We start from the raw sequence: 11,481 nt of genomic DNA, 5'->3' as shown, positions 1-11,481 counted from the left end.
TTTTTTTTTTTGTGTGGTGGTGGGGTTTTTGTTTAAAAGCGACGGGGGCGGCGCGGCGGCCGCCCCCCCGCGGGGCCCGGGGGGGCCCACGGCAGCGGGACGGCCTATCCCAGAAAGCCCTCATCCCGCCCCAAGGGTGAAGATGGGGACAAGAGGGGGTAGACCACTCTCAGCGACAGAGAGGTCGGCCGTGGGCGGACACAAGGAGCAGGACGTTGCCCGGCAGGGGTTCGATGTGGCCGACGCCGTTCCCCTGTTGCTCGATCCGCACGGCATGGTGTCGAGCTGGACCGGCGGGGCCGAGCGGCTGCTGGGGTATCACGCCTCCGAGGCCGTCGGCCGCAAGTTCGCCGAGCTGCTGATCCCCGAGGACGCCGAGCGGGTGCCGGACCTGGTCGAGCGGTGCCGGTCGGACGGCGACTGGGCGGGGCTGATGACGGTCCGGCACCGCGACGGGCGGCCGGTCGCGGTGATGGTGCGCGTCACGCCGACCGTGGAGCCGCGGGGCCGTTCGTCGCTGCTGGTCCTGCTGTCGGAGCTGGCCGGCTCGGCCGGCTGGGACATGAGCCGCGCCGTGCTGGAGCAGATGGTCGCCGGTACGTCGATCGGCATCGCGATCGTGGACACGGAGCTGCGCTTCGTGTGGTCCAACGCCGCGCTCGAACAGTTCGGCGGCGGATCGGCCGGGCGGCGCCTGGGTCTGCGGGTCGCGGACGTCCAGCCGGGAATGAACGCCGGGGCCGTCGAGGCGCAGATGCGGCACGTACTGGACACCGGGGAGCAGGTGGTCGACTACGAGCTTGTCGGCCGGGCCCGCTCGGCGCCGCTGCGCGAGACCGCGCACATGCTGTCGTTCACCCGCCTCGACGACGACCGGGGCCGTCCGATGGGCGTGTACTACACCGTGGTGGACGTCAGCGAGCGGCACCGCGCCCGTCAGCGCCTCGCCCTGCTCGACCGGGCCGGCGAGCACATCGGCCGCACCCTGGACGTCCTGCGCACCGCGCAGGAACTGGCGGACGTGGCCGTGCCGGAGCTCGCGGACTTCGTCCTCGTGGACCTGCTGGAGACGGTGCTGCGCGGCGCGGAGCTCCCGCCCGGACCGCTCACCGATTCCGACCGGGTGCCGCTGCGCCGCGCGGGCCACCGGTCACGGTACGAGGACCTGCCGCGGACGGACGTGGAGACCGGGGCGGTCGTGTCGTACCTGGCGGGTTCCCCGCCGGTGCGCAGTCTGACCACGGGCCGGTCCTGGCGTCAGGAGCAGCTCGACCCGCTCGCCCTGGAGTGGGCCGTGACGCCCGGCAGCCGGGAGTCCACCTTCCTGGAGCTCGGCCTGCAGAGCGCGATGATCGTCCCGGTCCGGGCCCGGGGCGTCACCCTGGGCGTCACCACGTTCTTCCGCCGCCGCCGGCAGAACCCCTTCGACGAGGACGACCTCAATCTGGCCGAGGACCTCGTCTCCCGCGCCGCCGTCTGCGTGGACAACGCCCGGCGCTACACCCGTGAGCGGGACGCCGCACTGGTCCTGCAGCGCAGTCTGCTGCCCCAGCGGCTGCCCGAGCAGGACGCCGTGGAGGTGTCCGCCTGCTACCGACCGGCCGACGAGCTGACCGGTCTGGGCGGCGACTGGTACGACCTGATCCCGCTGTCCGGCGCCCGTGTCGCCCTGGTCGTCGGCGAGGTGCCGGGGCACGGCATCGACGCCGCCGCGGCCATGGGACGGCTGCGCACCGCCGTACGAACGCTGGCCGCGATCGATCTGCCGCCCGAAGAGGTGCTCGCCCATCTGGACGACCTGGCGTCCCGGCTGGCGCGGGACGAGGGCGACGGGAAGTCCGGGGACTTCCCCGGCCGGTCCGTCGGGTCCGGCTGCCTGTACGCCGTCTACGACCCGGTGGACGGGCAGTGCACGATGGCGGCCTCCTGCCATCCCGCGCCCGCCGTGGTGGCACCCGACGGCACGGTCACCTTCGTCGACCTCCCGCAGGGGCCGGCGCTCGGTGTGGGCGGCCCGCCGTTCGAGGCGGTGGAGCTGACCCTGGCCGAGGGCAGCACGCTCGCCCTGCACACGGACGGTCTGCTGGCCGGCGGGAAGCCCTCGCCCGACGGGACGGACCGCGAACGGCTGCGGCGGGCACTGCAGGGCACCACGACCGCGCTCGAGCCGAGCTGCCGCGCGGTGGTCGACATGCTGGTCCCGGCCCGGCCCTACGACGACGTGGCCCTGCTGATGGCCCGTACCAGACGCCTCGACCCCGGACAGATCGCGGTCTGGGACCTGCCTGCGGATCCGGCGGTCGTGGCCGAGGCCCGCAGGACCAGCACCCGGCAGCTGGCCCACTGGGGGCTGGACGACCTGGTCCTCACCACGGAGCTGGTCGTCAGTGAACTGGTCACCAACGCCATACGGCACGCCGGCGGCCCCGTGCGGCTGCGGCTGATCCGTGAGCGGGCGCTGGTGTGCGAGGTGTTCGACGGCGGCGCCACCGCACCCCATCTGCGGCACCCCCGCGCGATGGACGAAGGCGGGCGCGGGCTGCTGCTGGTCTCCCAGCTGGCCCAGCGGTGGGGCACCCGGTTCGTTCCCGACGGGAAGATCATCTGGGCGGAGCAGTCACTGACCGCGCCGCCGGAGTGAGGCGACGGCCCACGGCGGAGGCGTCGATCGACTACGCGGCGGTCCACCAGGCCCTGCCCGGCATGGTGGCGCTGCTGACCCCTGATCCGGTGTACGCGGACGTCAACGAGGCCTTCGTCCGCGGGACCGGGCGCTCGCGCGGGGCCGTGGCGGGCCGCTGCGCCCATGGGGTGGACGGCGCCGAGTCCACGACCGCGGTGACGACCTTCGTCGGCTTCGACCGGCACCCCGTCACCTACAGCAGCGCCGGCCGTCCGCCGCCCGTGCCGCTCCACCGCGAGGGACGCGTGGAGTTCCCCGACCGGGCCACCGGCCCGCCGCTCGACGCCCAGCCCGACCCGGCACCCCGGCCGGAGGCGGCGACCGGGTTCGCGCCGGGAGCGACCCTGGCGCTCTGCACCGACGGGCTGATCGAACGGCGTCGGGAGGACATCGACATGGGGTTGCTGCGGCTCGCCGAGGCCCTGCGCCGTCACCGGACGCGGGATCCCGAGACGCTCGCGGACATCGTGCTGCTGGAACTGCTGCCGCCGGGCGGCGCCACCGACGACACGGCCCTGGTCGTCGTACGGCTGTGACCGCCCCCGCGGCCACCTCCGGGGTCAGGAGCCGGTGCGCTCCCGGTCGAGGCGTGCCGTGCGTTCCACGTTGCGCCGGTCCTCCGGATCGTCGCTGGGCGCGCCGGCGAACCAGGCGTCGAGGATCTCCGTCAGCAGCGGCCCGGACGTCAGCCGCAGACTGAGCGCCAGCACGTTGGCGTCGTTCCAGCGGCGCGCGCCGTCCGCCGTACAGGCGTCCGTGCACAGGGCGGCCCGGACGCCGGGCACCTTGTTCGCGGCGATCGAGGCGCCCGTGCCCGTCCAGCAGCACACCACCGCCTGGTCCGCCGTCCCGTCGGCGACCTCACGGGCCGCCGCCTCGGAGCAGACGGCCCACTGCGGGTCGTCCCCGGGGTTCAGGGCGCCGTGCGCGCGTACCTCGTGGCCGCGCTCGCGGAGTTCGGCGAGGAGGGCGCGGGCCACGGGTTCGTCCATGTCGGAGGAGACGGAGATCCGCATACATGCGAGCCTACTCGGCCGACCGTCCGGCACGATGTCTTCCGGTCGCGTCGAACCTGATGCCGGGTCACGGCGCCCGGACCTAGACTGGCACCCCACGACGTGCCGGATGGCCTGCCGGGATGCGGCGGCACCGCCCGTCCGCCGGAGTCGAGGAGCGTGTCCTTGTTCTACTACCTGCTCAAGTACGTGCTGCTGGGCCCGCTGTTGCGTCTGGTCTTCCGGCCGCGAATAGAGGGCCTGGAGCATGTGCCGTCGTCCGGCGCCGCCATCGTCGCGGGGAACCATCTGTCGTTCTCGGACCACTTCCTGATGCCGGCCGTGCTCAAGCGGCGCATCACCTTCCTCGCCAAGGCCGAGTACTTCACCGGCCCCGGCCTCAAGGGCCGGCTGACGGCGTTCTTCTTCCACAGCGCGGGGCAGATCCCCGTCGACCGCTCCGGCAAGGAGGCCGGGCAGGCCGCCATCCGGGAGGGCCTCGGCGTGCTGGGCAAGGGGGAACTGCTCGGCATCTACCCGGAGGGCACACGCTCGCACGACGGCCGCCTCTACAAGGGCAAGGTCGGCGTCGCGGTGATGGCCCTCAAGGCGGGCGTCCCGGTGATTCCCTGCGCGATGATCGGCACCTTCGAGGCCCAGCCGCCCGGCAGGAAGATTCCCCGGATCCACCCGGTGGTGATTCGTTTCGGCAAGCCGCTGGACTTCTCGCGCTACGCGGGGATGGAACGCGAGAAGGCGGTCCTGCGCGCCGCCACCGACGAGATCATGTACGCCATCCTCACCCTGTCCGAGCAGGAGTACGTCGACCAGTACGCGGCCGTCGCCAAGGCGGAGGACGCCGAGCGCAAGGCGGAGGACAAGCGCCGCTTCCCGCGCCTCCCGCTGAGCTGATCCTCCCCGGGCACAAGACGCACAAGGTTTCTCCTCTCCGGCACCCGGCCCGTCCGGCACTCGAGGACGAGGCCGTTCAGGCCGGTGGAGGTCGGCTGGGCGGCGTTTCGGTGCCGGCCGGTCGAGTGACGGCCGGCAGTCCGCGTCACGGGCGCTGTCCGGGCCGGCGCATCGTCATCAGCGCCCGCAGGCCCTCGCCCAGCGTCTGTTCGGAGATGCCGCCGAAGAGGGCCATCTGGGCCGCGAAGCCCTGCACGAGCGCGATCATCGCCCGGGCCACGGCGTCGGTGTCGGTGTCGGCGGGCATCAGGCCGGCGGCCTGGTAGCTCTCGGCGATCTTTCCCCAGGTCGTGCGGACCTTCTGGTACCCGTCGCCCAGCACGGCCGCCAGCTCGGGGCTGCGCGTGGTCTCCGTCCACACCTGGATCATCAGCCGCGGGAACATCCACTCGCCGTCGTCCAGGGTGGCCGGCCGCTGCTCCCTCATCCAGGCCAGGGCGCGCGGGACGAGCACGTCGGGGGTGGGCGGCGGGCTCTCCCGGACAGCCCGCTCGAGGATGTCGCGCACCGTGTCGAGCACTTCGGTCACGATCGCGGCGATCAGCTCGTCCTTCCCGCGGAAGTACCGGTAGACGGCGCCCGCGGAGAGGTCCGTCTCCTTGAGGACGTCCTGCATCGAGGTGGCGTGGAAGCCGTTGCGGGCAAAGCAGGACGCGGCGCCGTCGAGGATCTGGCGGCGGCGGGCGTCGAGGTGTTCCTGGGATACGCGAGCCATGTCCGCAATTTAAAACGAACATTCCTTCTTGACAAGGAGCGGACGGAGCGGGACGGTGACGGTAAGCCCAAAACGAACGATCCTTCTTTTTAACGCCGGAGCCCTCATGTCCCTCTCGACACTGTCGCCGCACCGTCGCGTCGTCGCCGTGACACTGCTGATCCCCGCCCTGGTGGCGCTGGCGCTCTGGGCCTTCGCCTGGCCCGCGGCCCGTACGGCACCACACGATCTGCCGCTCGGCGTGGCCGGCCCCGCCGCCGCGACCGCACCGGTGGAACAGCGGCTGGAGAACCGGGAGGGCGCCTTCGACCTCCGCCACTACGCCGACGAGGCCGCCGCCCGCGAAGCGGTCGAGGACCGCGAGGTGTACGGCGCGGTCGTCGTCACCGAGCAGGGGCCGAAACTGCTCACCGCGTCAGCCGCGAGCCCTGTCGTCGCCCAGCTGCTGCAGCAGGCGGTGACACATCAGGCCCCCGCCTCCGGCGGCCGGGTCGCCACCGTGGACGTGGTGCCCGCCCCCGAGGGGGATCCGCGCGGCGCGGTCCTGAACACGAGCGTGCTGCCGCTGGCCCTGGCCGGGATCGGCGCCGGCGCCGCGGTGACGCTGCTGGGGCTGCGCGGCGCCCGCGCGGTGGCCGCGCTGACCGGGTCCGCCGCCCTGGTCGGCGTGGTGGCCGCGGCACTGGCGCACAGCTGGCTGGACGCCGTTCCGGGGGACTGGTGGACCGTGGCCGGCACGTTCGCGCTGGCCGCGCTGGCCATGGGCGCGGCGGTCGCCGGACTCGCGGCACTGCTCGGACGGGCCGGTATCGCGCTCGGCGGCTTTGTGATCATGCTGCTCGGAAACCCCTTCTCGGGGGCGTCCTCGGCGCCGGAGATGCTGCCCGAGCCGGCCGGGGCGATCGGCCAGTGGCTGCCGCCGGGGGCGGGCGTGTCGCTGCTGCGCTCGGTGTCCTTCTTCGACGGCGCCGCGGCGGCCGGCCCCGCCCTGACGCTGGCCTGGTGGGCGGCGCTGGGTCTGGGCGCCGTACTGGCCGGCGGCGCGCTGAGGGAGCGTACGAGGAGCGCCCGGTCCACGTCCGGGCGCGAACCGGCCCCCGTCGGCTGACCGCGGGCCGCTCGACGGCCGGTCTCCGACCGCACGAGACGACCGTGCACCCCACTGCGGCGGGGTGCACGGTTCTGCCGTAAGGACTTACGAGGTGGCCGTCCCCCGGTGCTCCGCCGCGATGCCGAAGCGCTGCCGTTCGCGGGGAGCGGACGCGACCTCGCGGACGCCGGCCACCGTGCTGATCACCTGCTCCTCGGCGGGTTCCCGCGCCTCGCGGAGTTCTTCGAGCCGTCGCAGGTCATCGGCTGACACAAGGGCGACGAGGGGCTTTCCGTGCCGGGTCACGACGACGCGCTCACCGCCGTACACCACGCGGTTGATGAGGTCGGCGAGCTCAGCCCTGGCTTGGGTAACCGGAATCTCGTAGGCCATGAACCCATCATAACGTCACGTACGTCCTGTACATTTTTTACAGAGACAATCAGACAGGAGGGCTCTCATGACCCGACCGTCCGCCCGCCACGTCCTGCCCGAGCTCACCGAACGCACGGCGTCCGGGAACCGGACGACGGATCCCTACTCGAAGCTGCTCGAGGAGCGGATCGTCATCCTCGGGACACAGATCGACGAGACCTCCGCCAACGATGTGATGGCGCAGTTCATGTACCTGGAGCACCACTCCCCCGACCGGGACATCTCGCTCTACGTCAACTCCCCCGGCGGCTCCTTCCACGCCATGTCGGCGATCTACGACACGCTGCGCTACGTCACCTGCGACGTGGAGACGATCTGTCTGGGCCAGGCGGAGGGCGCCGCCGCGCTGCTGCTGGCCGCCGGCACCCCGGGCAGGCGATTCCTGCTGCCCGGCTCCCGTCTGGTGCTCCGTCAGCCCTCCCTCCCGGAGCCGATCGAGGGACAGACCAGTGATCTGGCCATCCAGTCGGAGGAGTTGACCCGTATCCGGTCACGGATGGAGGACATGCTGGTCCGGCACACCGGCCGCACCGCGGAGCAGGTCCGGACGGACATCGAGCGGGACATGGTCCTCGACGCGCGGGCGGCGGTGGAGTACGGCCTGGCGGACCGGATCGTGCCCAGCCGCAGGAGCGCGTCCCCCGCCTCCGGCGCGAGGTGAGCCGCGGATGCTGCCGCCGGAGCTGCCGCCGCTGCCCGCGCTGACCCGCGCGGAGGCCGAGTTGATCGACCGTTACCTCGAGGCCGTCGACCTGCTCGGCAGGGTCAACCCGGCCCTGGGCGGTGACACCTATCGCGGACTGCGCGCCGCTCAGGCGCTGGTCGGCAAGGCCGTCGCGCTGCGCGACGCACTGACCCTGATGCACCGGCGCGGCGAGAGCGAACTGCACTCCGGCACGCTGGCCCGGGCCCTGCGGGTACTGGACGGCGAACGGCGCACGGCCCGGGTCACGCTGCCGCCGGACCCCGGCAGTTGACGCCCGCGAACCCGGAGAGCGGCCCCGGCCGGCGGTACACCCCGGCCGGGGTTGAAACGGACCAAACGGCGTACCCCCGTCCGGCGTAGACGAACCTGCTGTTTTCGGGCCCTCGAAGTTGCGCAACGCGCGTACCGCACAGCCGGAACGGCCCTTTTCACCCCTGGTCCGCGGCTCCCCGAGCCCTCGGCCAGGTCCCGAACAGGGAGGTGTCCACCCGAACGGGTGAGTGGTGAGTAACAACACAAATCCCACGTTCCGTTGGGATTTCGATCGCGTCATGAGCCAAGATCCCTGACTGACGACAAGACCCCGCCGCCGCGGCGGGGCGATCCGGGCGGACGCCGAGTCCTGCCGCCGCCCGGATGCCCGGTCGACAGGAGTGGATCGGCAGGAGTGGAGGACCCAGGCACGACGGGCCGCCGGGACGTCAGTTCCGAGCAGTCCTTGGGGTGAAGCCGCACGCGTGCGGCCGGGCAACTTCGCCAGCCCGAATCCGACAGGTCATCCTTCACAGGCGGCTGACGAAGGGTTGCGCATGACTGCGCTCAATCGTGTCCCGTCTCTCATGGCCCGGGCCGGCACGGCCTCGGCACTCACCCTGGCCGCCGTGGGCGGCTCCCTCGTGGTCCCCGGAGCCGCCTCGGAGGCGGCCGCCGCGAGCTCGGCCACCAAGGCGCTGAACATCGCCGCCTCCAAGAAGGGCTCGCCCTACAAGTGGGGCGCCACGGGGCCGTCCAGGTTCGACTGCTCGGGTCTGACGCTGTACTCGTTCAAGAAGGCGGGCAAGAAGCTGCCGCGCACCGCCGCCCAGCAGTACAACAAGACGCGCCACATCTCCGCCGGCAGCCGCAGGGCCGGGGACCTGGTGTTCTTCCACTCGGGCAGCTACGTCTACCACGTCGGCATCTACGCGGGTAAGGGCAAGATCTGGCACGCCCCGAAGACCGGGGACGTGGTGCGTCTGCAGAAGATCTGGACCCGCAGCGTCTGGTACGGCCGGGTGAGGTGACCGCAGGGGCGGGGGGGGGCCCGGGGCCCCCCCCCCACCGCTCTTCTCACGGGGAAGATGTCGGCGCGCTCACGGGGCCCACGGGGCCTCCACGGCCCAGGTGGTGTCCTCCGTGAAGAGGGTGGGGTGGTCCCAGGCGTGCGTACCGCCCGGGGTGGCCAGCCACAACTCGGCGTCGTAGTGGCGCAGATACTGCTCGGGGAAGTTGTAGGCGGACAGCCTGACGCCCCCGTTCGCGCCCCGGACCGGGCAGAAGGTGGCGTCCGCGCGGAACAGGTAGCCGCTGCCGCCCTCCTTGTACACGCGGTACGCGCGGTGGCGCAGATACTCACCCGGGTAGTTCCGCGACTCGAAGGAGTAGCAGCCGCTGTCGGCGAGCCCCGGCACGATCTTCCACGTGGCGTCGTTCTTCAGCAGCGTGTCACTGCCGCCGTCCACGACCGCGGTGAACACGGCACCGTCCTGATGCCGCACAGAGCGGTCGGTGTGGCCGGGGGTCGTCACGCGCAGGGACTTGTACTGACCGGCCGGCAGGGTCACGGGGGCGGCCGGTGAGCGGGACGCGTCGATCAGGGCCCGGTTGGCGGACCGGACCCGGGCCTCGTCGACCTTGACCACCTGACGGTCGTAGGTGAGCAGCCCGTTGGCCTCGTTCTCCACGTCGGTGATCTCGGTGTAGACCGAGGCCGACAGACCCCGGGGCATGCGCACCTCACGGATGCCGTCCAGCAGGCCGACGAACCGGTTGTTCAGGTGCGCCAGGTCGGGCTGGTCCTCGTAACTGAAGCCGCCGCCGGGATACCACTCGTGGCCGGCCACCTTGAAGCCCAGTCCGCCGAATTCGCCGAGGACCGCGGCGCGGGTGGCGCTGGGCACCGTGGTGCCGGGACCGACGTAGACGTGGTGGTCGACCACATCACCGTTGCCGCCGTCCACGGCCCCGCAGCAGTTGACCCCGCTCATGTTGTCCACCAGCCGGGACGGGTCGTACGCCTTGACCTCGTCGGCGATGCGCGCCTGGTCGTACTGGCCCCAGCCCTCGTTCTGGTTGACCCACATCACCAGGGACGGGGAGCTGCGGTGCTGGTCGATGACGCGGTCGTACTCGGCCTCCCACTGGGTGCGTGCGGCGGCGTCGGGGGTGCGCTCCATGGACGGCATGTCCTGCCAGACCAGCAGGCCGAGCCGGTCGGCCCAGTAGAACCAGCGCTGCGGCTCGACCTTGATGTGCTTGCGGACCATGTTGAAGCCGAGGTCCTTGTGCTTCTGCAGGTCGTACCGGAGGGCGGCGTCGGTCGGGGCGGTGTAGATGCCGTCCGGCCAGTAGCCCTGGTCCAGGGTGCCCGTCTGGAAGACGAACTCCCCGTTCAGGACCGGGCGCAGAAGGCCGTCGACGCGGGCGAGGCCGATGGAGCGCATGCCGGTGTAGCTGCCGACGGAGTCGACCGCCGTGCCTCCGGACAGCAGCTCCGCCTTCACGTCGTAGAGGAAGGGATCGTCCGGGGTCCACCGGCGCGGGTTCGGGACCGCGACGGTGAACTCGACTCCGACCGGGCCGGTGGCGGTACCGACCGTGGTGCCTCCACCGGAGACGGTGAGACGGACCTGATGGCCGTTCGTCCCCGCGCCCCGCACGGTGACCTTGAGACGGTTGTTGCCGAGGTCGGGCACCATGTCGAGGCGGGTGATGTGCGCGGCCGCTGTGGGTTCGAGCCACACCGTCTGCCAGATGCCGGAGGCGGCGGTGTAGAAGATGCCGCCACCCGGATGCGGCGTCACCTCGTTGAGCCGCTGCTTGCCCACCGCCTGACTGCCGGTCTGGGTGGGGTCCCACACGGAGACGACGATGGTGTTCGTGCCGCCGTTCAGCAGGTCGGTGATGTCGTACGAGAAGGAGTCGAAGCCCCCGCTGTGGGCGGCACCGGCCTGCCGGTCGTTGACCCACACGGTCGTACGCCAGTCACTGGCACCGAAGTTGAGCTGGACGCGGCGGCCGTTCCAGTTCGACGGGACCGTGAAGGTGCGCTTGTACCAGAGCTTGTCGTTCTGGGTGATCCTGCGCTGGATGCCCGAGAGCGCCGACTCGGCCACGAAGGGCACCCGGATCTGCTCGGTGAACGAGGCGGGTCGGCCGGCGTCCGCCGAGGTCACGGTGAAGTCCCAGATGCCGTTGAGGTTCGCCCAGTCGGGGCGGGTGAGCTGCGGACGAGGGTACTCGGGCAGCGGGTGGTCGACCGGGACCTGACCGGTCCACGGGGTGGTCATCGGCGCGGGCTTCGGGGTCCACGCCCGGGGTGCCGCGGCCGCGGTGCCGGAGACGGTGAGGGCCGTCCCGGCGAGGAGGGCCAGCACCGCCAGCACGGTGGTGACCCACCGCGCCCGCCGTCCGGACCGGGGAAGGGGAACGGGTAACGGTGGTGCGGGTACTCGACGCATCGTCACTCCTTGGGAAGTGGGGGTGGGAGACGTGCGCGTGCGGAAGCGGCCGGTCGCGCGATGGAGCGTGACCGGCCACCGGAACCCGGGGCGGGGGCGCGGGGCCTAATCGGCCATCCCCCGCGCCCGGAGCCGAACAACAACAGCCCGGATGGGCCCCAACCCG

Annotated in this window: 11 protein-coding genes and 1 riboswitch; of the genes, 7 read left to right on the top strand and 4 right to left on the bottom strand. The window is 72.0% G+C overall.

From position 1 onward, the window contains the following. Positions 1-190 precede the first annotated feature (190 nt). Both ACFXAE_RS35310 and ACFXAE_RS35305 read left to right on the top strand, forming a co-directional pair. The gene (locus tag ACFXAE_RS35310) at positions 191-2,641 is read left to right on the top strand and encodes a SpoIIE family protein phosphatase (protein ID WP_384723505.1); all 2,451 of its coding nucleotides are present in this window, start codon (positions 191-193) and stop codon (positions 2,639-2,641) included. 62 nt (positions 2,642-2,703) lie between these two features. Next, on the top strand, positions 2,704-3,219 hold the full coding sequence (locus ACFXAE_RS35305) for a PP2C family protein-serine/threonine phosphatase (RefSeq protein ID WP_384723508.1): 516 nt from the start codon (positions 2,704-2,706) through the stop codon (positions 3,217-3,219). A 24-nt stretch (positions 3,220-3,243) separates the two neighbouring features. Here ACFXAE_RS35305 and ACFXAE_RS35300 read toward each other — a convergent pair whose 3' ends face one another. Continuing rightward, complete coding sequence (locus tag ACFXAE_RS35300) at positions 3,244-3,699, bottom strand: RpiB/LacA/LacB family sugar-phosphate isomerase (protein WP_384723502.1); 456 nt, start codon at positions 3,697-3,699, stop codon at positions 3,244-3,246. A 165-nt stretch (positions 3,700-3,864) separates the two neighbouring features. Here ACFXAE_RS35300 and ACFXAE_RS35295 point away from each other — a divergent pair, with 165 nt between their 5' ends. Next, a complete protein-coding gene (locus ACFXAE_RS35295) occupies positions 3,865-4,590 on the top strand; it encodes a lysophospholipid acyltransferase family protein (RefSeq protein WP_384723499.1) in 726 nt (241 codons plus the stop codon). A 145-nt stretch (positions 4,591-4,735) separates the two neighbouring features. Here ACFXAE_RS35295 and ACFXAE_RS35290 read toward each other — a convergent pair whose 3' ends face one another. Then, positions 4,736-5,365 carry a TetR/AcrR family transcriptional regulator gene (locus ACFXAE_RS35290; protein ID WP_384723496.1) on the bottom strand — a complete coding sequence of 210 codons (630 nt, stop codon included), beginning with the start codon at positions 5,363-5,365 and terminating at the stop codon, positions 4,736-4,738. Between the two features lie 106 nt (positions 5,366-5,471). On the opposite strand from ACFXAE_RS35290, the gene ACFXAE_RS35285 reads away from it, so the two are divergent. Continuing rightward, positions 5,472-6,473 (top strand): ABC transporter permease, encoded by a 1,002-nt coding sequence (locus tag ACFXAE_RS35285; protein WP_384723493.1) that lies wholly within the window; start codon positions 5,472-5,474, stop codon positions 6,471-6,473. 87 nt (positions 6,474-6,560) lie between these two features. Here ACFXAE_RS35285 and ACFXAE_RS35280 read toward each other — a convergent pair whose 3' ends face one another. Beyond that, positions 6,561-6,848: a type II toxin-antitoxin system Phd/YefM family antitoxin gene (locus ACFXAE_RS35280; RefSeq protein WP_384723490.1), complete on the bottom strand. Its 288-nt coding sequence runs from the start codon at positions 6,846-6,848 to the stop codon at positions 6,561-6,563. Between the two features lie 67 nt (positions 6,849-6,915). Here ACFXAE_RS35280 and ACFXAE_RS35275 point away from each other — a divergent pair, with 67 nt between their 5' ends. From ACFXAE_RS35275 to ACFXAE_RS35265, 3 genes are all read left to right on the top strand, one after another. Beyond that, entirely contained in the window at positions 6,916-7,551 is a 636-nt protein-coding gene (locus ACFXAE_RS35275; RefSeq protein WP_384723488.1) for an ATP-dependent Clp protease proteolytic subunit, read from the top strand. 7 nt (positions 7,552-7,558) lie between these two features. Further along, positions 7,559-7,867: a hypothetical protein gene (locus tag ACFXAE_RS35270; RefSeq protein ID WP_361745762.1), complete on the top strand. Its 309-nt coding sequence runs from the start codon at positions 7,559-7,561 to the stop codon at positions 7,865-7,867. A 332-nt stretch (positions 7,868-8,199) separates the two neighbouring features. Next, positions 8,200-8,402: riboswitch (cyclic di-AMP (ydaO/yuaA leader) on the top strand. A gap of 3 nt (positions 8,403-8,405) precedes the next feature. After that, entirely contained in the window at positions 8,406-8,879 is a 474-nt protein-coding gene (locus ACFXAE_RS35265; RefSeq protein WP_384723485.1) for a C40 family peptidase, read from the top strand. A gap of 69 nt (positions 8,880-8,948) precedes the next feature. On the opposite strand, the gene ACFXAE_RS35260 is transcribed toward ACFXAE_RS35265, so the two are convergent. After that, on the bottom strand, positions 8,949-11,315 hold the full coding sequence (locus ACFXAE_RS35260) for an AbfB domain-containing protein (RefSeq protein WP_384723482.1): 2,367 nt from the start codon (positions 11,313-11,315) through the stop codon (positions 8,949-8,951). Positions 11,316-11,481 lie beyond the last annotated feature (166 nt).

This window comes from Streptomyces sp. NPDC059454 (assembly GCF_042749965.1).
GTDB lineage: Bacteria > Actinomycetota > Actinomycetes > Streptomycetales > Streptomycetaceae > Streptomyces.
This window is presented reverse-complemented; position numbering and strand designations above follow the sequence as displayed.

What these genes read in the sequence shown, in the direction of transcription:
- ACFXAE_RS35305 (WP_384723508.1), top strand. Translation starts at nt 2,704, where the DNA reads ATGGTGGCGCTGCTGACCCCTGATCCGGTGTACGCGGACGTCAACGAG.
- ACFXAE_RS35300 (WP_384723502.1), bottom strand. Translation starts at nt 3,699, where the DNA reads ATGCGGATCTCCGTCTCCTCCGACATGGACGAACCCGTGGCCCGCGCC.
- ACFXAE_RS35290 (WP_384723496.1), bottom strand. Translation starts at nt 5,365, where the DNA reads ATGGCTCGCGTATCCCAGGAACACCTCGACGCCCGCCGCCGCCAGATC.
- ACFXAE_RS35285 (WP_384723493.1), top strand. Translation starts at nt 5,472, where the DNA reads ATGTCCCTCTCGACACTGTCGCCGCACCGTCGCGTCGTCGCCGTGACA.
- ACFXAE_RS35280 (WP_384723490.1), bottom strand. Translation starts at nt 6,848, where the DNA reads ATGGCCTACGAGATTCCGGTTACCCAAGCCAGGGCTGAGCTCGCCGAC.
- ACFXAE_RS35275 (WP_384723488.1), top strand. Translation starts at nt 6,916, where the DNA reads ATGACCCGACCGTCCGCCCGCCACGTCCTGCCCGAGCTCACCGAACGC.
- ACFXAE_RS35270 (WP_361745762.1), top strand. Translation starts at nt 7,559, where the DNA reads ATGCTGCCGCCGGAGCTGCCGCCGCTGCCCGCGCTGACCCGCGCGGAG.
- ACFXAE_RS35265 (WP_384723485.1), top strand. Translation starts at nt 8,406, where the DNA reads ATGACTGCGCTCAATCGTGTCCCGTCTCTCATGGCCCGGGCCGGCACG.
- ACFXAE_RS35260 (WP_384723482.1), bottom strand. Translation starts at nt 11,315, where the DNA reads ATGCGTCGAGTACCCGCACCACCGTTACCCGTTCCCCTTCCCCGGTCC.